Here is an 18,219-nt window from a genome sequence, read left to right as displayed (position 1 = left end):
GAATACGAATGTCACTGGGGTTTTAAATAATAAGGATACCATCATGCGTTTTGACGAATACCGCAATCTCGACGGCGTGGCGCTGGCCAAACTGGTGGCGGACGGGGAAGTCACCGCCGCCGAACTGCTGGAGCTGGCCATCGCCCGCGCCGAGGCGGTGAACCCGGCCCTCAACGGCCTGATCATTCCGCTTTACGACCAGGCCCGGGAGCAGGCGGCGGGCGCCTTGAGCGGCCCCCTGGCCGGGGTGCCCATGCTCACCAAGGACCTGTTCCAGGAGATTGGAGGCGCCCCCAACTATCAGGGTAACAAAGCCCTCAAGCGGGCCGGCCATAAAGCGCCGGTGGATTCCGAGCTGGTGCGCCGCTGGAAGGCGGCCGGGGTGGTGCTGTTCGGGCGCACCAACACGCCGGAATTCGGCGCCAAGGGCATCACCGATCCGGAGGCGTTCGGCGCCACCCGCAACCCCTGGAACACCGACCACACGCCGGGTGGCTCCTCCGGCGGTTCCGCGGCCCTGGTGGCGGCGGGCGTGGTGCCGTTCGCCGGCGCCAACGACGGCGGCGGCAGCATCCGCATTCCCGCCGGCTGCTGTGGCCTGTTCGGCCTGAAGCCGGGGCGCGGGCGCACGCCCTGGGGGCCCAACTTCAGCGAGGCCATGCACGGCATTTCCATGAATCACGTGGTGACCCGCTCGGTGCGCGATTCCGCGCTGCTGCTCGACGCCACCCAGGGCGAGGAAGTGGGCAGCCTGTTCCGCATCGCGCCGCCGGAGCGCAGCTACCTGAGCGAGCTGGAGAGCGACCCCAAGCCGCTGCGGATTGCATTCTCCACCACCTCGCCGATCGGCACCGAGGTGGACCCGGAAGCGGTGGCCGCGGTGGAGGACGCCGCCCGCCTGCTGGAGTCCCTGGGCCACAAGGTGGAGCAGGCGTCGCCGAAAATGGACATGCTGGCGATGAGCATGGACTGGCTCTCCATGTGGTTCGCCAACTGCGCCGCCAGCGTGGACTGGGTGCGCGAAGAGACCGGCTGCGGTAACGACGGTTTCGAACTGGACACCCTGGCGATGGCGGCGTTCGGCCACGCCACCTCGGCGCCGGACTATGTGCGCGGCTACCAGCGCTGGCAGGGGTATTCCCGGGCGCTGGCGGAATTCCACCAGCAGTACGATCTGTGGCTGACGCCCACCCTGGCGTTGCAGCCGGCGCGCATCGGCGCCTCGGAAACGCCGGCCTGGCAGCAGCGCATGCTCAAGGTGATTCTCAAGGTGGGCGCCGAGAAGCTGGTGATGAAAACCGGCCTGGTGGAGCAGATGGTGAAGGAGAACCTGAAGTACGTGCCCTTCACCCAGCTCGCCAACGTCACCGGCGTGCCCGCCATGTCGGTGCCGCTGCACTGGTGCGAAAGCGGCCTGCCGCTGGGGGTGCAGCTGGTCGGCGATCACGGCAGCGAGGGCCTGCTGTTCAAACTGGCCGGTCAGCTGGAGCGGGCGCGGCCCTGGTTCAACCGTATGCCGGATCTGTAACCGGGCTCAGGCCCCTTCGCCCTGGGGCAGAGGGGGCCACCAGGCCTGGATGCGGTGTTCGGACACCGCCGCCAGGTCGCCGAACTGCAGCAGCACGAACTCGCTTTGCGTGGGGCGGAAGAACAGCTGATCGCCGGGCAGCAGCTCGGTGGCCGGCGAGCCGTTGTGCATCATCTGATTGGTGCTGGCGCCGTACAGGTCGTTGCGGCGGATGCCCGGCGGTGACACCGGCTCCGCTTTCCAGTAGCCACCGTAGATGAAATAGGTGCGGCGCCGGTTGGGGTCCCAAAGGGCCCAGGCGTCGCCCAACGGCAGCGGGCCGGGCAGGGTGAGCCCGTCCAGCGCCTTGAGCACCGGCGCGGCGATAAAGGCGGCGGGCTCGAAGTCCTTCAGGCTGGGCACGTCGAAATCCGACGGCTTGACCAGGCAGGAGCCGGCCGCCAGCTCGTTGAGCGGCGTCTCGTCGCCGTGCAGCGTGAAGGTGGGGCTGCCGGCACCGTTGAACGTGAGCGGCTGCTCGCGCAGTTCAGGGGCGACCTGGTAAAGCCTGTCGATAAAGCTCTGATAGACCGCCTGGGCCTTGCGCAGGCTGGTGTCGCGGCTTTCCACCAGGTCCGGCAGTTTGCCCACGTGGGCGTCGTAGCCCATGAAGCCGGCGAATGCCAGATGGCGGGGGTGGGCGGCGATACGCTCAAGCAGTGCGTCCAGTTGCCGGGGCTCGGTGAGGCCGCCGCGGTGCAGGCCCACGTCGATTTCCACATTGATGCGCAGCCGGCGTCCCAGCCGCCGGGCCATCTCCAGGTATTCCTGCAGCCGGGCGTCGCTGTCGATCAGCCATTGCAACTGGCGGTCCGGGTCGAAGCCGGCGTCCTCCGGCAGTTCCTCATAGAAGCGGGCGGCGGCCCGCACCGGCATCGGTTTGCCGAGCAGCAGGTCGCAGCCGGGTTCCGCCTCGGCCATGGCGTTGATGAACGGCTGGTGGAACACCATCACCCGGTCGGTGCCGGTCTGCGCCATCACTTCGCGGATCAGCGGCACGCTGGGCAATGATTTGGCGACGATGCGGTAGGCGCGGCCCGGCGGCAGCGCCTGCTGGAGGCGGCGGCAGTTGGCCGCCAGCCGTTGCCGGTCGATGAACAGCAGCGGCCGCCCCGGGCCGCTGTCGCGAAACAGGGTGTTGTAGGGCTGGAAGTAGGCGCCGTGGGGGCCACCCTGGTCGCCGGGTTTCAGCCACCAGGCCGCCGCCAGGCCGCCGCCCAGGGCGAGCAGGAAGGTGCGCCTTTTCATGCCGGTTGCCCCTTGGCGTCGATGCCGAACAGGTGTTTCAGGTGATCATTGAGCAAGCGTCCGCGCGGGTCCAGCTCGCGGCGCAGGGCGAGGAAGTCGTCGAAGCGCGGGTACAGCTCGCGCAACTGATCGGCGCCCAGGCTGTGCAGCTTGCCCCAGTGCGGACGGCCCCGGTGCCGGCGCAGCACCGGCTCGGTGGCGCGGAACAGCGGCGTGGCGTCCTGCTTGAAATACTGATGGATGGACAGGCTGGCCCCGGCGCGGCCGCTGAACATGGACAACAGGGTGTCGTCGGCGGCGCTGTAGCGGAACTCAATCGGGAAGAACACATTGATGTCCTGCTCGCGGATCACTTCGCAGACTTCCTGCAGGCACTCAATGCCTTTTTCCGCCGGCACCGTGTATTCCATTTCGTTGAAGCGCACCGTGCGGCGGTTGGCGTAGATCTTGTGGGCCGGCCCCCGGCGCCGGTTTTCCTCGACGAAAAAGGTCACCAGCTTCTGCAGGGTGGACGTCATCCAGCCGGCGCGCATGCTCAGCTCGCAGACGGTCTCCAGCAGGTCGTTGCTGTCGTCCTGGGCCAGGTCGTCCTCCGGGTCGTCGGTGAGCGACATGGTTTTGACGATGGCGGTGCCGCCGAGAGGAAAGGCGAAAAACTCGATGTTGCGGAAGTTGTCCTTCTCCCGCTCCACGAAATCCATGGCTTCGTCCAGCGGCAGCGTCCAGGTGTGCTCTTCCAGCCGGTAGGCCGGGGCGCTGTCCAGGGTCACGGCGGTGATCAGGCCCAGGGCGCCCAGGCCGCAGCGGGCCGCCTGGAAGCGGTCGCCGTCGTTGTGGTCGAGCCGGTGCAGGGTGCCTTCGGTGTCCATCAGTTCCAGGCCCACCACCTGGTCGGACAGGCACGGCAGCCCCAGGCCGGTGCCGTGGGTGCCGGTGGCGATGGCGCCGGCCAGCGACTGCAGGTTGATGTCCGGTTCGTTGATCAGGCTGCGGCCTTCGCCCCAGGCCTCGCTGCTGGCCTGGGCGATGCGGGTGCCGGCGCCGAAGCGCAGAGCGCCGGCGTCGACGCTGCGCAGCCCGTTGATGGCCTCCAGGGACACCAGGGTGTCGCCGGTGGGCACCACGGCGCTGAACGAGTGGCTGCCGCCGAACGGCCGCACCGTGCCTTCGGTGTTGGCGAGCAGCCGGGCCAGGGCGGCTTCGTCCGCCGGGTAGGCCAGGTTGCGCGGCCGCGCGGTCTGGTTGCCGGACCAGTTCTGCCAGCTGGCGCGCTCGCCCTGTGTCTTGTCGTCGGCTTGCCCGGCGCCGGCCAGGGTCGGTACGGCGGCGGCGCCGGCGGACGCGGCCAGCGCTTTCAGGAAGGCGCGGCGGGGAAGTCGTTGCAACATGACGGCGGAGTCCTTTCGGCTATTGTTGTACTCGGCACCGGCGGTGGCGCCTTATACCTTAATGGTACTGACGTACCACAAAAGTGCAATAGTCTAGTGTGCGTTCCGTGCACGGGTCGTCAACGCCCGGAGCCGGCTTCTAATCCAGCCCCAGTTCGCTCCACATCTCGTCGACCCGGGCTTTGACGTCGTCGTCCATGCTAATCGCGCGGCCCCATTCCCGCGTGGTTTCGCCGGGCCATTTACTGGTCGCGTCGAGGCCCATCTTGGAGCCCAGCCCCGCCACCGGGGAGGCGAAATCCAGATAGTCGATGGGGGTGTTCTCCACCATCACGGTGTCGCGCACCGGGTCCATGCGGGTGGTGATCGCCCAGATCACATCCTTCCAGTCGCGGGCGTTAACGTCGTCGTCGCAGACGATCACGAACTTGGTGTACATAAACTGGCGCAGGAACGACCACACCCCCATCATCACGCGCTTGGCGTGGCCCGGGTACTGCTTCTTCATGGTCACCACCGCCATGCGGTAGGAACAGCCCTCCGGCGGCAGATAGAAATCGATGATCTCCGGAAACTGCTTCTTCAGGATCGGCACGAAGATTTCGTTCATCGCCACGCCCAGCACCGCCGGCTCGTCCGGCGGGCGGCCGGTGTAGGTGCTGTGATAGATCGGGTCGCGCCGGTGGGTGATGCGGTCCACCGTGAACACCGGGAAGCGTTCCACTTCGTTGTAATAACCGGTGTGGTCGCCGAACGGGCCCTCGTCGGCGTACTCGCCGGGCTGCAGATGACCCTCCAGCACGAACTCAGCGCTGGCCGGCACCTGCAGGTTGGAGCCGAGGCATTTCACCAGCTCGGTGCGCGAGCCGCGCAGCAGCCCGGCGAAGCCGTATTCGCTGAGGGTGTCCGGCACCGGTGTCACCGCGCCCAGAATGGTGGCCGGGTCGGCGCCCAGCGCCACGGCCACCGGGAACGGCTCGCCCGGATGGGCCTCCTGCCATTCCTGGAAATCCAGAGCACCACCCCGGTGACCCAGCCAGCGCATGATCAGCTTGTTGCGGCCGATCAGCTGCTGGCGGTAGATGCCCAGGTTCTGGCGTTCCTTATTGGGCCCGCGGGTAATCACCAGCGGCCAGGTCACCAGGGGGCCGGCGTCGCCGGGCCAGCAGGTCTGAATCGGTAGTTGGGCCAGGTCCACGTCGTCGCCTTCGATGACGTGTTCCTGGCAGGGGCCGGAGCCGCTCACCTTGGGGTTCATGCTCAGCACCTTGCGGAAGATCGGCAACTTCTCCCAGGCGTCGCGGAACCCTTTCGGCGGCTCCGGTTCCTTCAGGAAGGCGAGCAGCTCGCCCAGCTCGCGCAATTCATCCAGGGATTCCCGGCCCATGCCCAGAGCGACCCGTCGTGGGGTACCGAACAGATTGCCCAGCACCGGGATCGACGACCCCTTGGGGTTCTCAAACAGAATCGCCGGACCGCCCGCCTTCAGCGTGCGGTCGCAGATCTCGGTCATCTCCAGGCGCGGGTCCACCTCGCGGGTCACCCGCTTCAGTTCGCCCAGCTTTTCCAGTTGCTGAATAAAGTCGCGCAGGTCGCGGTATTTCATCAATCCAATCTCGCCGGTTGCAAGGTGGCGGCAGTATAGCAGCCGAGCCGCTGTCCCCGGCGCTGCCCACATGGACAGTATGATTGATACTGGTAATATTCGAGTCGGCGTCCTAATACCTGTTAGGTGTCAGGCGAGATGAGCAGAGATCCATACATCATTTCCAGTCACTTAAGTTTGCTCCGGACTGCGGCCTCCTTGATGAGGCTATAGAAGAGGCTAAATGCGGTAACGAAGATGCGATTGCCAAGAAAGTTGTTTGGAAGGAAGAAGGAGGAGCCTCTCAAAGAGAATGAGGTCCGTGTGGTTCTGCCTGAGGAGTCCTACACACTGATGGAATGGAAAGAGGACGGCTTGCCTTGTATTGGGATGCTTAACTCCGCACTCAGTGACTTTGAACATAAACAGGTTTTCGGGTGGCACCTTTCGGTAATCATCGACTTCGAGGAAACAGTCGAGAATGAAATGCCCTCGGAGGAAGAAAGAGAAATTGTCGATCCGTTCTGTGACAAATTAGACGAAGAAATCAAAGCAGGTGGAAATGCTTTGTTTCTTATCAGAGAAACTTGGAACAGAACCCGACGCTTGGTCTGGAGAGTTTGCGATCCAGAAATTGCCCACCACCACCTTCAGTACTTAGTTGATCACCACCGGCACCCTCGACCTTTTGATTGGCGAATGGAACAGGACGTTGAGTGGGATCAGGCCGAGTGGTACTTCAAGCAACTGAGGACATAACAAGTGGTTGTTGTCGGGCGTTGTGGCTCCTCCGCTTCAGTGGGCGCCCGCTCCCAAAAACGCAGAAAGACCCCCTGACAGGCGTAAAAAAGCCCCGGCGGTTGCCGGGGCTTTTCGTGCGGTTCCGTTGCCGGAGGCCGCCGCTATTTGCGCTTCATGGAATCGAAGAATTCCGCATTGGTCTTGGTCTGCTTCATGCGGTCGATCAGGAATTCCATGGCGCCGATTTCGTCCATCGGATGGAGGACCTTGCGCAGAATCCACATCTTCTGCAGCTCATCCTCGCTCACCAGCCGCTCTTCGCGGCGGGTGCCGGAGCGCTTGATGTTCATGGCCGGGAACACACGCTTTTCCGCCACTTTGCGGTCCAGGTGCAGTTCCATGTTGCCGGTGCCCTTGAACTCCTCGTAGATCACTTCGTCCATCTTGGAGCCGGTTTCCACCAGGGCGGTGGCGAGGATGGTCAGGCTGCCGCCTTCCTCGATGTTCCGCGCGGCGCCGAAGAAACGCTTGGGCTTTTCCAGGGCGTGGGCGTCGACACCGCCGGTGAGCACCTTGCCGGAGCTCGGCTGCACGGTGTTGTAGGCCCGTGCCAGACGGGTGATGGAGTCGAGCAGAATCACCACGTCCTGTTTGTGTTCCACCAGCCGCTTGGCTTTCTCGATCACCATCTCGGCGACCTGCACGTGGCGGGCCGGTGGTTCGTCGAAGGTGGAGGCCACCACTTCCCCGCGCACGGTGCGTGACATCTCGGTCACTTCCTCGGGCCGCTCGTCGATCAGCAGCACGATCATGTGGGTTTCGGGGTTGTTGCGGGCGATGGACTGGGCGATGCCCTGCAGAAGCATGGTCTTACCGGCTTTGGGCGGCGCCACGATCAGGCCGCGCTGGCCTTTGCCGATCGGCGCCACCAGGTCGATCACCCGGGCGGTGATGTCCTCGGTGGAGCCGTTGCCGACTTCCATGACCATCCGCTCGGTGGGAAACAGCGGGGTCAGGTTCTCGAACAGGATCTTGGTCTTGGCGTTTTCCGGCCGGTCGGTGTTGATCTCACTGACCTTGAGCATGGCGAAGTAGCGTTCGCCATCCTTGGGGGGCCGGATCTTGCCGGCGATGGTGTCGCCGGTGCGCAGGTTGAAGCGACGTATCTGGCTGGGCGACACGTAAATGTCATCCGGGCCGGCCAGGTAAGAGCCTTCCGCGGAGCGCAGGAAGCCGAAGCCGTCCTGCAGAATTTCCAGCACCCCATCACCGTAGATGTCCGAGCCGTTTTTGGCGGCTCGCTTGAGGATGGAGAAGATAACGTCCTGTTTGCGGGTTCTCGCCAGGTTCTCCAGGCCGAGTTCCTTGGCAATATCCAGAAGTTCGCCGATCGGCTTCTGTTTCAGTTCGGAAAGATTCATTGGTGTTTTACAGGATGTCCAGAAATGAATTGACGGAATACACCTTGGATTGGTGTCTCTCGATGGTCGGATCCGGGCCGGAGAGCCTCGGAATTTCTTATTGATTCATTTGCATTCGCAGGGGCCGTTTCACGGTCTCCCAAGGTCGGGGACATCGTGGAGAACGGGGCCTGCTTGGCTAAGGCTGACGCATTCAGCGGGAGCGATAAACGATGAAACCCTTGCAAATCATCCGTCGGCGGGGCCTGAATGCCAGGGGCCGGACAGGATAACTATCTCGGAAAAAGGACGCTCAGAAACGTACGAATTAGAGATCCCTGCCAGAGGGTGCGAATACGTTGATTCGGGAATGTACCACCGGGCCGGAGGGCTGTCTAGTCCGGGACGCGCAGTCCGTGAGAGGCAAGGGCGGCCACGGGCCGGAGGGCCCGTGGCGCGTTCACCGGCTGGATCAGAGCGTGCTGTCCAGAAACGCGGTGAGCTGGGACTTCGACAGAGCGCCCACTTTGGTGGCTTCCACGTCGCCGTTCTTGAACACGGTCAGCGTGGGGATGCCGCGCACGCCGTACTTCTTGGGCGTGTCCGGGTTCTCGTCGATGTTCAGCTTGGCGATGGTCAGCTTGTCAGCGTAATCCCCGGACAGGTCTTCCAGGATCGGCGCTACCATTTTGCAAGGGCCGCACCAGGGCGCCCAGTAGTCCACCAGAACCGGACCGTCGGCTTTCAGGACTTTCTCCTCGAAATCCGCATCGGTCACGTTGATAATCTCGCCGCTCATTGAAATCTCCTGCTAGGCTTTCGCGGGATGATGACGCCGACACGCGGCCGACGCCGTCACAGGTCGAATAATATCGGGGTCTGGCGCGCGGATTTCAAGCGCGCCGGACAATGGTGCTGACAGAGCGCGCCTATCGGCATCGCGCCGAAGCAGCCGGAAACGCCCGCGCGGCGCCCGCTTGGGGCCGTTCGCAACCGGCTCTGGACCGTCAAGGAGAGGGTTTTTGCGACAACCTGAACATCTGGCCGCCATCGATTTGGGGTCCAACAGTTTTCACATGGTGGTGGCCCGCCAGGCCCAGGGCGAGGTGCGCATTCTGGAAAGTCTGTCCGAAAAGGTACAGTTGGGCGTCGGCCTGGGGCCCGACAATCGGCTTGATGAAGACGCCCAGAACCGTGCTCTGGATTGTCTCAGCCGCTTCGCTCAACGCATCAAGGGCATTCCCCGCGGCAACGTGCGCGTGGTGGGCACCAACACCCTGCGCATGGCGCGCAACGCCGGCCAGTTCATCGCCCGCGCCGAGCACGCCCTGGGGCACGACATCGAGGTGGTGGCGGGCCGCGAGGAGGCCCGGCTGATCTATCTGGGCGTGGCGCACAGCCTCGCCGACGACGCCGGCACGCGGTTGGTGGTGGACATCGGTGGCGGCTCCACCGAGCTGATCATCGGCGAGCGCTTCGAATCCACCGAGACCGAATCCCTGCACATGGGGTGCGTCAGTTACCGGCAGCGCTTTTTCGCCGAGGGAAAGATCACCGAGGCGGCGTTCAAGAAGGCGGTCACCGCCGCCCGCCAGGAAGTCCTGTCGATTGAAACCAACTACCGGCGTCTGGGTTGGGCGCAGGCGGTGGGAGCCTCGGGCACCATCAAAGCGATCGCCCAGGTGTGCGAGGAAAACGGCTGGAGCAACGAAGGCATCAGCCTGGAAGGGCTGGACAAGGCGCGCCGCAAGGCGCTCAAGGCGGGCAGCGCGGACGCCCTGTCATTGAAAGGCCTGCGCGACGACCGCAAGGCGATCTTCGCCTCCGGCCTGGCGATTCTGCTGGGCATTTTCGAGCAGATGGGTCTGGCCCACATGCAGGTGTCCAGCGGCGCCCTGCGCGAAGGTCTGCTGTACGATCTGCTGGGGCGCTTTGCCCACGAGGACGTCCGCGAGCGCAGCGTGCAGGCGCTGATGAACCGGCACCATGTGGAGCGCGCCCAGGCCGAGCGCGTCTGGGAAACCGCCCGGGGCCTGTACCGGCAGGCCGCCGGCGACTGGGATCTTGAGGACGAAGAGGCCCAGGCCACGCTGCGCTGGGCGGCCCTGCTGCACGAGGTGGGGCTGGCGGTGTCACACAGCCAGTTTCACAAGCACGGCGCCTACCTGGTGTCCAATTCCGACCTGCCCGGCTTCTCGCGCCAGGCCCAGCAGGCGGTGGCGGTGCTGGTGCGCGGCCACCGCCGCAAGCTGCCGCTGTCCACGCTGGCGGAGTGCCCCGAGGATGAACAGGCCCGGCTGCTGCGATTGTGTCTGCTGCTCAGGCTGGCCTGTCGCATGCACCATGCGCGCAACGGCGCACCGGTGCCGCCGCTCACCCTGAACGCCGGCGAGCGCGCCCTGGAGCTGGTGTTCCCGGCCGGCTGGCTGGCCGAGCACCCGCTCACCCTGGCCGACCTGGAGCAGGAGCAGGAGTTTTTCCAGGCCGCCGGCTACCAGCTCACGGTGACCGACGCCACCTGACGGAGGCGCCGCTCAGGCGCCGCCGGACAGGGCCTCAAGCAGCGCCTGCTGGGCCAGGAACGGGGCCTCGTGCTCGGCCCGCTGCACGCGGCGGTAGATGCCGTCGCCGTGCAGCTCCCAGGCCTGGCCGTTGTCGCGCAGGTAATACTCCAGACCCTGCTCCAGCACCTGCGCCTTGAGCGCCGGTTCGTTGACCGGGAAGGCGGTTTCCACCCGGTTGAACAGGTTGCGGTCCATCCAGTCGGCGCTGGAGCAGTACACCAGGTCCTCGCCGGCGTGGTGGAAATGGTAGATGCGCGTGTGCTCCAGGAAGCGGCCGATCACCGAGCGCACGCGGATGTTCTCCGACAGCCCGGGAATGCCCGGGCGCAGGCAGCAGATGCCGCGCACGATCAGGTCGATCCGCACGCCCGCCTGGCTGGCCCGGTACAGCGCCCGCATGATCTGCTCTTCGGTGAGCGAATTGAACTTGGCGATGATGCGCGCCGGCTTGCCGGCCAGGGCCTGTTCGGTTTCGAAATCGATCCACTGCACCAGGCTTGGATGCAGGGTGAACGGCGAGTGCTTCAGCTGCTTCAGGCGCGCCGCCTTGCCCATGCCGGTGAGCTCCTGAAAGATCTTGTGCACGTCCTGGCACAGGCCTTTTTCCGCCGTCATCAGGCCGTAATCGGTGTAAATCTTGGTGGTTTTGGTGTGGTAGTTGCCGGTGCCCACATGGGCATAGCGCTTGATGCCGTCGCCGTCGCGGCGCACCACCAGCAGCATCTTGGCGTGGGTTTTGTAGCCCACCACCCCGTACACCACCATGGCGCCGGCCTCCTGCAGGCGGCGCGCGCCCTCGATGTTGGACTCCTCGTCGAAGCGGGCGCGCAGCTCCACCACCGCGGTCACTTCCTTACCGTTACGCGCGGCGGTCTCAAGGTGGTCCAGAATTTCCGAGTTGGTGCCGGTGCGATAGAGCGTCTGCTTGATCGCCAGCACCTTGGGGTCGCGGGCCGCTTCGGCGAGCAGGTTGACCACCGGTGAAAAGCTTTCGAACGGGTGGTGCAGCAGGATGTCGCCCTGGTCGATGGCCTCGAAAATGCTTTCGTGTTTCTTCACCGCCGCCGGCAGTTTGGGGCTGAACGGCGGGTAGTGCAGGCGCGGCCGGTTCACGCTGGTGAACATGCGCGCCAGGTTCACCGGGCCGTTCACCTCGTAGGCGTCCTGCTCGGTCAGTTCGAACTGCTCCAGCAGATACTCGATCAGGTCGCGGGGGCAGTTATCGGCCACTTCCAGGCGCACTTCGTCGCCGTAGCGACGGGACAGCAGCTCGCCCTTCAGCGCGCTGGCCAGATCCTCCACGTCCTCGTCCACTTCCAGGTCGGCGTTCCGCGTTACCCGGAACTGGTAGCAGCCGGTGGCTTTCATGCCGGGAAACAAATCGCTGACGTGGGCGTGAATCATCGAGGACAGGAAAATAAAGTTGTCGTTGCCGTCCTCGCAGATCTCTTCCGGCAGCCGTAGCAGGCGTGGCAGGGAGCGCGGCGCGGGTACGATGGCCAGGCCGGTGGAGCGGCCGAACGCATCCTTGCCGTCCAGCGACACAATGAAATTCAGGCTCTTGTTCACCAGCCTCGGGAAGGGGTGCGCCGGGTCCAGGGCGATGGGCGTCAGCACCGGGTAAATCTGGTCGCGGAAGTACTTTTTCACCCACTCGGTCTGCGCCGGCGTCCAGTCCTCGCGGCGCAAGAAGTGCACGCCTTCCTCGGCCAGGGCCGGCAGCAGGATGTTCTGCAGGATGTGGTACTGACGTTGCACGGCGTCGTGGGTCACGCGGGCGACCTCGGCGAGCACTTCCTCGGCGAGCATGCCATCCGGGCCCGGGCGCCCGGTGCCGGTTTCCAGGCGGTTCTTCAGGCCCGCCACGCGAATCTCGAAGAACTCGTCCATGTTGGAAGAGAAGATCAGCAGGAAATTGAGACGCTCCATCAACGGATGATGCTCGTCCATGGCCTGCTCGAGCACCCGTAGGTTGAACTGCAGCAGGCTCAATTCCCGGTTGATGTAGAAGTCCTGATTGCTCAAATCGGGGCCCTGGATACCGGTGTTGGCGTTCATTGCGAGTCCTGAGCTTGGAGGCGGAAGGACCTATTGGATGACATTAGCATGACAAGAGGATGACAAGGATGCCTCTTCACTTGCCGGGAATGATAAGTATAATGCGAACGATTATCGTTAGTGGCTTGTCAGCCAACTGTCATTCCTGGGGAAACATCATGTCCAATCAAGATTTCGCCGCCGCGGCGGCTCTGATCACGCTGCTGACCGCGCCGGCGCTGGCCGCCGCCCAGCAGGAGAACAACGCCGGTACTCTGGCGCCGGTGGAAGTGGGCGCCGAAGGCCCCGCCGATGACGGCTACATCACCGTCGACAAACCGGCTTCCGTGGGTAAAACCAGGGTGCCGGTGGAGCGCCAGCCGTTCTCGATCGAGACCGTGGACCGCGAGCTGATCGAAGACACCGGCGCCAAGAATATCCAGGACTCCTTGTTGTATATGTCCGGGGTGTATGGCGCTAATTTCGGCTTCGATACCCGCGGCGATTCGGCCATGGTGCGGGGGCTGAGGCCCTCGCTTTACGTGGACGGCCTGCGTGCCAGTTACGGTTCCTACAACAGCGTGCGGCCCAACATCTATGGCCTGGAGCGCGTCGAAGTGCTCAAGGGGCCCTCGTCGGTGTTGTACGGTCAGGCGGAGCTGGGCGGCATCATCAACGGCGTGTCCAAGCTGCCCAAGGCGGAGAAGCAGGGCGAGCTTCGCGCGCAGGTCGGTTCCTACGATCGCAAGGTGCTGGCGGCGGACGTCACCGGGCCGCTGTCCGAAGACGGCAAGCTGTTGTACCGGCTGGTGGCGCTCAAGCGCGACAGCGGCACCCAGGTGGATTGCGTGGACGACAACGGATACGTGTTCGCGCCCTCGCTGACCTGGCTGCCCTCCGACGACACCACCATCAGCCTGCTCTTCAACAGCCAGGAAAACACCGGTGCGGTGTCCGCCCAGTTCCTGCCCACCCAGGGCACCCTGGAGCCCGGTCCGCAGGGGGATATCGGTTCCGAGACGTTTGTCGGCGAGCCGGACTGGGACCGCTATGACCGCCGCAAGGACGAAGTCACCCTGTTCGTCGATCACCGCCTTAACGACACCTGGGGGATCGCCACCACTGCCCGCTATACCGAAACCGAGACCGAAACCCGGGAGCACTGGGCCAATATCGGGGCGGCACCGGCCGCCGACGGTACCATCGGCCGCACCATTTACATGGCGGACAAAGGCACCGAGATCTTCAATGTGGATGCGCGGCTGGAAGGCGACCTGCGCCTCGGTGCCACCCGGCATACCCTGGCCATCGGTGTGGATCGACAGAACGCACTGTGGACTGAAGACAACAGTTTCAGCGCGACCGGCGGCGGCACCGATCTGAACGTTTATGACCCGCAATACGGCAATGTGAATTACGCGGTGCTGGATCCGGAAGATAAAGACGACAACCGCATCAGACAAACCGGTGTGTACGTGATCGACCATATGGAGATCGACCGTGTGGTGGTATCCGGTGCGCTGCGTTACGACGATACCACCACTACGGTGCTGGGCACTGACGGCGTCGATACCGATACCGACGACACCGCCACCACTGGGCGGCTGGGCCTGATGTACCGGTTCGATTCCGGCCTGTCGCCGTACATCAGTTACTCGGAATCCTTCGTGCCCAACCTCGGCCTGGACGGTTTCGGCGAAAGCCTCGATCCGACCACCGGCGAGCAGCGCGAGGCCGGTGTGAAGTACCTGTCCCAGCGTCACGGACTCGCCGTCACGGCGGCCTGGTTTGATATCGAAGAAACCAATCGCGTTGTTGACGGTGCCAATCCGCAAAGCGTCGAGCAGACCGGCGCCGTGGTGGACGGCTGGGAGGTCTCGGTGAAAAAAAGGCTGGGCAACGCCAGCGTTCTGGCCAACTACACCAAGCTGGACGCCCGAGAGGATGAGACCGGTGAGCGGCTGGCGTACGTCGCTGAAGAGAGCGCTTCGGTTTGGGGCAAATACGAACTGGAAAGCGGTTTCCGCTTCGGTGCCGGGGTGCGCTATGTCGGCGATACCGTGGGCAGCGACTACGGTAGTGGTGCCGGTCCGGAAGTACCGTCCGTGACGCTCTACGACGCCATGGTCGGCTACCGCACCGGCCCCTGGGACTTCACCGTGACCGGCAAGAACCTGGCGGACAAGGAGTATGTGTCCTGGTGCCGTGGTGAAGGTCTCGACTGTGGCTACGGCGAGCGCCGCGTGATCCTCGGCGAGGCAAGCTACAACTTCTGACTTGTAGGAGTGGGCCCCGCCCGCGAAAGGCCGGCAAAGCCGGCCGGCGAGATGCCAGAGAGCTCAGGTATCCCGCCGGGAGCTTCGCTCCCTTTCGCGGGCGGCGCCCGCTCCCACAAAGCCCGTTCCAGCGATTATCTTTTCTGTTCGGCCAGCTTGATGGCGGCGGCCTTGGCGAAGTAGGTCAGGATGCCGTCCGCGCCGGCGCGCTTGAACGCCAGCAGCGATTCCAGCATCACCTTGTCCTGGTCCAGCCAGCCGTTCTGGAACGCCGCCATGTGCATGGCGTACTCGCCGCTCACCTGGTAGGCGTACACCGGCACCTTGAACTCGTCCTTCACCCGGCGCACCACGTCCAGATAGGGCATGCCCGGCTTCACCATCACCACATCGGCGCCTTCCGCCAGGTCCAGCGCGATTTCGTGCAGCGCTTCGTCGGAATTGGCCGGGTCCATCTGGTAGGTGCTTTTGTCCGCCTTGCCCAGGTTCGCCGCCGAGCCCACCGCGTCGCGGAACGGGCCGTAATAGGCGGAGGCGTACTTGGCGGAGTAGGCCATGATGCGGGTGTTCGGAAAGCCGTGGCCTTCCAGGGCCTGGCGGATCTCGCCGATGCGGCCGTCCATCATGTCCGAGGGCGCCACCATGTCGGCGCCGGCCTCGGCGTGGGACACGGCCTGCTTGACCAAGGCGGTGACGGTGACGTCGTTAAGCACATAGCCGTCCTCGTCGAGGATGCCGTCCTGGCCATGGGTGGTGAACGGGTCCAGGGCCACGTCGGTGATCACGCCCATCTCCGGCACCGCCTCTTTGATCGCCCGGGTGGCGCGCTGGGCCAGCCCGTCCGGGTTCCAGGCTTCGGCGCCGTCCAGGCTTTTCACCGCCACCGGCGTGACCGGAAACAGGGCCATGGCCGGAACTCCCAGGTCCGCCAGCTGGCGTGCTTCCTCGCACAGCAGGTCCACGGTCATGCGCTCGACGCCGGGCATGGAGGGCACCGCTTCGGTGTGGTTTTCGCCGTCGAGGACGAACACCGGGTAGATCAGGTCGTCCACGGTGAGGGTGTTCTCGCGCATCAGGCGGCGGGAGAAATCGTCCTTGCGCATGCGGCGCATGCGGCTGGCCGGCCAGGGGGCACGGTTGAAAGACATGGGCCGAACCTCTCGATGGGAAGGGATAACGAATGGGAAAGGCAGTTTACCAAGCCGGCGCGGCAAGGGGAAAACGAGCCGGCGCCGCGCTCTATAATGGCGTTATTATGCCATAAAACAATTATTATGGCGTCCAATATGGTGATATAGTGCGGAAATGGATAATAAGTGTACAGCACAGATCTTTGTAGGCGGAGCGTGGCGGGACGCGGCGGTGATCAGCCTGGCCGGCCCGGAACACCAGGGTTGGCGCACGCCGACCTACACCACCTACTTGCCGGATTACGCTCTGGATTATCTGGGGCGTCGTGACGCCGCGGCCTGTGGGGTTCGTTTTCCCGTATCCCTGGAAATTGACGACCAGGACACCTGGCCGGCCTGGCTGTTGGACGTATTGCCACAAGGCTACGGGCGACAGGAGTTACTGCGCCAGTTGGACCTGCCGGCCACCGTTGAAGCCAGTGGGGACTGGCCGTTGCTGAGAGCCGGCGCCGGCAATCCGATTGGCAACCTGCGCATCAAGGAAGCCTGGGACTGGCTGGCCGAGGGGCAGGCCGGTCCGGCACGCGGGTTCCGCTTTGACGAAGTGGCGGGCCGCCATGAAGATTTCGTGGAGCATCTGGCCGGGCACGGCCTGTTCGTGGCCGGTTCCTCCGGTGTCCAGGGTGAGTGGCCGAAGATTCTGCTTACCGAGGCCGACGACGGCCTGCTTTATTTGGATCATACCTTGGAGGACAGCCGTGCCCGGCGTCATTGGTTGGTCAAATTCCAGCGCGGCACGGACCGGGACCTGGAAGCCATTCTGCGCGCTGAGGCCCTTTATATGGCGTTGGCCCGGGCGTTGGGCCTGCGCGTTCACGGTGCTCTGGAGATGCACGGACGCACGCTGTTCATCCCGCGTTTCGACCGCGGCGTTGATGGTGGCGGCGTGCAGCGGATCGCCCAGGAGAGTCTCGCTTCGTTATGTGGCCGGGCAGGCTTCGGTCTCGGTTTGCAGCATGAAGACGCCTGCCGGGCTCTGGCCGAGGTGGTCACCGATCCGCAAACGGAGATCATCGAATACCTTAAGCGTGACGTGGCCAATCTGGCGTTGGGCAACAAAGACAACCACGCCCGCAATACGGCCATCGCCCGGTATCAGGATGGCCGTATCGCGTTGACCCCGGTGTTCGATTTCGCGCCCATGTTTCTGCACCCGGACGGGATCGCCCGGCAGAGCCGTTGGCACGCCGATAACGGCGGGCAGCCGGACTGGCAGGACGTCACGGAAGCGCTGGCGGCGGCGGGCAACCTGGAGGCCGGCCTGTTGCGACGCGCACTGCGGGACATGGCGCCCTGTCTGCAGGGGCTGCCACAACGCATGGGCCTGCTCGGCGTGGACGCGGACCTGGTGGCAAGGTTGCGACCGGGCATTCTGAAACTGGCGGACCAACTGGAGCGTCTGCATGGATAAGCGCTACGCCCAAATGAGCCCGGCGGAGCAGGTCGAACGGCGTCGCGAAGTGCTGAGCCACATTCAGGCCAGACCGGAGCTGTCGGTGGATCAGGTGGTCTCTCTGCTGCGCGGCGAGCTGCGCTTCACCTTGAGTGAATACAGTCGACTCACCGGCGTGTCCGCGCGAGTGATTCAGGATATTGAACAGGGCCGCGGCAACCCCACTCTGGGCACCGTGGAGAAATTACTGGCGCCGTTCGGGCTCAAGCTCGCGGTGGTGTCGTCCCGAGCGCCACGATTGATACAGGGAGGGGAGTAACCCATGGGCCGTTGGCGACCGAAAGGCAAACCCGCCTCCAAATACATCACGCCGGAGGGCTACCGGCGTCTTAACGAAGAGCTGCAGCGGCTCTGGAAGGAAGAGCGGCCGCCGATCACCAAGTCGGTGCAGGAGGCCGCCGCCCAGGGCGACCGCTCGGAGAATGCCGAGTATATTTACGGCAAGAAGCAGCTTCGCGAGATCGACCGGCGCATCCGTTTCCTGAGCAAGCGTCTGGACGGCATGAACGTGGTCGAGCGGGCGCCGGAGGATACCGGTAAGGTGTTCTTCGGCGCCTGGGTGGAAGTGGAGGACGACGACGGCAAGGTCGAGCGCTTCCGCCTGGTGGGCCCCGACGAGGCCGACGGCAGCCGTGGCGAGATCAGTATCGACGCGCCGCTGGCGCGGGCCTTGCTTGGTAAGCGGGTGGACGACGAGGCCTGGGTGCGAACCCCGAACGGCGAACGCTGTCTCTACGTCAACCGAATCTGGTATTCCTGAAACCCCGGCA

The 18,219-nt window shown here is 64.4% G+C and carries 14 protein-coding genes; 7 read left to right on the top strand and 7 right to left on the bottom strand.

The window, feature by feature from the left end; genetic code table 11:
• The first annotated feature begins 43 nt into the window (after positions 1–43).
• The gene (locus ISO4_RS00435; protein WP_194854783.1) at positions 44–1,528 is read left to right on the top strand and encodes an amidase; all 1,485 of its coding nucleotides are present in this window, start codon (positions 44–46) and stop codon (positions 1,526–1,528) included.
• Between the two features lie 6 nt (positions 1,529–1,534).
• On the opposite strand, the gene ISO4_RS00430 is transcribed toward ISO4_RS00435, so the two are convergent.
• The 3 genes from ISO4_RS00430 to ubiD all read right to left on the bottom strand — a co-directional run bounded on the left by ISO4_RS00430 (position 1,535) and on the right by ubiD (position 5,809).
• Positions 1,535–2,815, bottom strand: coding sequence for an alanine racemase (locus ISO4_RS00430; RefSeq protein WP_194854782.1), 1,281 nt, complete (start codon positions 2,813–2,815; stop codon positions 1,535–1,537).
• Positions 2,812–4,203, bottom strand: a complete 1,392-nt coding sequence (locus ISO4_RS00425; protein ID WP_194854781.1) for a D-arabinono-1,4-lactone oxidase — start codon at positions 4,201–4,203, stop codon at positions 2,812–2,814. Before ISO4_RS00425 ends, ISO4_RS00430 begins: the two co-directional genes overlap by 4 nt.
• Positions 4,204–4,342: 139 nt before the next feature.
• A complete protein-coding gene (gene ubiD / locus ISO4_RS00420; protein WP_194854780.1) occupies positions 4,343–5,809 on the bottom strand; it encodes a 4-hydroxy-3-polyprenylbenzoate decarboxylase in 1,467 nt (488 codons plus the stop codon).
• A gap of 333 nt (positions 5,810–6,142) precedes the next feature.
• Here ubiD and ISO4_RS00415 point away from each other — a divergent pair, with 333 nt between their 5' ends.
• Positions 6,143–6,547, top strand: coding sequence for a DUF695 domain-containing protein (locus ISO4_RS00415; RefSeq protein WP_228547808.1), 405 nt, complete (start codon positions 6,143–6,145; stop codon positions 6,545–6,547).
• Positions 6,548–6,690: 143 nt separating this feature from the next.
• Here the strand turns inward: ISO4_RS00415 and rho are convergent, their stop codons facing one another.
• On the bottom strand, positions 6,691–7,950 hold the full coding sequence (gene rho / locus ISO4_RS00410) for a transcription termination factor Rho (RefSeq protein ID WP_067608624.1): 1,260 nt from the start codon (positions 7,948–7,950) through the stop codon (positions 6,691–6,693).
• Between the two features lie 451 nt (positions 7,951–8,401).
• Positions 8,402–8,728, bottom strand: coding sequence for a thioredoxin TrxA (trxA, locus tag ISO4_RS00405; protein ID WP_194854779.1), 327 nt, complete (start codon positions 8,726–8,728; stop codon positions 8,402–8,404).
• Between the two features lie 223 nt (positions 8,729–8,951).
• Between trxA and ppx the strand changes: the two genes are divergently transcribed.
• Complete coding sequence (ppx, locus tag ISO4_RS00400) at positions 8,952–10,451, top strand: exopolyphosphatase (RefSeq protein ID WP_194854778.1); 1,500 nt, start codon at positions 8,952–8,954, stop codon at positions 10,449–10,451.
• Positions 10,452–10,463: 12 nt separating this feature from the next.
• Here the strand turns inward: ppx and ppk1 are convergent, their stop codons facing one another.
• Positions 10,464–12,551 carry a polyphosphate kinase 1 gene (gene ppk1 / locus ISO4_RS00395; protein ID WP_194854777.1) on the bottom strand — a complete coding sequence of 696 codons (2,088 nt, stop codon included), beginning with the start codon at positions 12,549–12,551 and terminating at the stop codon, positions 10,464–10,466.
• A gap of 158 nt (positions 12,552–12,709) precedes the next feature.
• On the opposite strand from ppk1, the gene ISO4_RS00390 reads away from it, so the two are divergent.
• The gene (locus tag ISO4_RS00390) at positions 12,710–14,806 is read left to right on the top strand and encodes a TonB-dependent siderophore receptor (RefSeq protein WP_194854776.1); all 2,097 of its coding nucleotides are present in this window, start codon (positions 12,710–12,712) and stop codon (positions 14,804–14,806) included.
• A 134-nt stretch (positions 14,807–14,940) separates the two neighbouring features.
• On the opposite strand, the gene hemB is transcribed toward ISO4_RS00390, so the two are convergent.
• Positions 14,941–15,954: a porphobilinogen synthase gene (gene hemB / locus ISO4_RS00385; protein ID WP_194854775.1), complete on the bottom strand. Its 1,014-nt coding sequence runs from the start codon at positions 15,952–15,954 to the stop codon at positions 14,941–14,943.
• Positions 15,955–16,168: 214 nt separating this feature from the next.
• Here hemB and ISO4_RS00380 point away from each other — a divergent pair, with 214 nt between their 5' ends.
• Genes ISO4_RS00380 through greB form a run of 3 tightly spaced genes read left to right on the top strand, consistent with a single transcriptional unit; the run spans position 16,169 to position 18,209 of the window.
• Entirely contained in the window at positions 16,169–17,407 is a 1,239-nt protein-coding gene (locus ISO4_RS00380; protein ID WP_323745311.1) for a type II toxin-antitoxin system HipA family toxin, read from the top strand.
• Positions 17,400–17,708: a helix-turn-helix domain-containing protein gene (locus ISO4_RS00375; RefSeq protein ID WP_142947505.1), complete on the top strand. Its 309-nt coding sequence runs from the start codon at positions 17,400–17,402 to the stop codon at positions 17,706–17,708. The genes ISO4_RS00380 and ISO4_RS00375 overlap by 8 nt, the downstream gene beginning before the upstream one ends.
• Positions 17,709–17,711: 3 nt before the next feature.
• Positions 17,712–18,209 carry a transcription elongation factor GreB gene (greB, locus tag ISO4_RS00370; RefSeq protein WP_194854773.1) on the top strand — a complete coding sequence of 166 codons (498 nt, stop codon included), beginning with the start codon at positions 17,712–17,714 and terminating at the stop codon, positions 18,207–18,209.
• Positions 18,210–18,219 lie beyond the last annotated feature (10 nt).

This window comes from Alloalcanivorax venustensis ISO4, assembly GCF_015356855.1.
GTDB classification, from domain to species: Bacteria; Pseudomonadota; Gammaproteobacteria; order Pseudomonadales; family Alcanivoracaceae; genus Alloalcanivorax; species Alloalcanivorax venustensis.
Note: the sequence above shows the minus strand (reverse complement) of the source record. Positions and strands in the feature narration are given on the sequence as shown.

Excerpts from the sequence above, each read along its gene's own strand:
- ISO4_RS00435 (WP_194854783.1), top strand. The coding sequence starts at position 44 with ATGCGTTTTGACGAATACCGCAATCTCGACGGCGTGGCGCTGGCCAAA.
- ISO4_RS00430 (WP_194854782.1), bottom strand. The coding sequence starts at position 2,815 with ATGAAAAGGCGCACCTTCCTGCTCGCCCTGGGCGGCGGCCTGGCGGCG.
- ISO4_RS00425 (WP_194854781.1), bottom strand. The coding sequence starts at position 4,203 with ATGTTGCAACGACTTCCCCGCCGCGCCTTCCTGAAAGCGCTGGCCGCG.
- ubiD (WP_194854780.1), bottom strand. The coding sequence starts at position 5,809 with ATGAAATACCGCGACCTGCGCGACTTTATTCAGCAACTGGAAAAGCTG.
- ISO4_RS00415 (WP_228547808.1), top strand. The coding sequence starts at position 6,143 with ATGGAATGGAAAGAGGACGGCTTGCCTTGTATTGGGATGCTTAACTCC.
- rho (WP_067608624.1), bottom strand. The coding sequence starts at position 7,950 with ATGAATCTTTCCGAACTGAAACAGAAGCCGATCGGCGAACTTCTGGAT.
- trxA (WP_194854779.1), bottom strand. The coding sequence starts at position 8,728 with ATGAGCGGCGAGATTATCAACGTGACCGATGCGGATTTCGAGGAGAAA.
- ppk1 (WP_194854777.1), bottom strand. The coding sequence starts at position 12,551 with ATGAACGCCAACACCGGTATCCAGGGCCCCGATTTGAGCAATCAGGAC.
- ISO4_RS00390 (WP_194854776.1), top strand. The coding sequence starts at position 12,710 with ATGTCCAATCAAGATTTCGCCGCCGCGGCGGCTCTGATCACGCTGCTG.
- hemB (WP_194854775.1), bottom strand. The coding sequence starts at position 15,954 with ATGTCTTTCAACCGTGCCCCCTGGCCGGCCAGCCGCATGCGCCGCATG.
- ISO4_RS00375 (WP_142947505.1), top strand. The coding sequence starts at position 17,400 with ATGGATAAGCGCTACGCCCAAATGAGCCCGGCGGAGCAGGTCGAACGG.
- greB (WP_194854773.1), top strand. The coding sequence starts at position 17,712 with ATGGGCCGTTGGCGACCGAAAGGCAAACCCGCCTCCAAATACATCACG.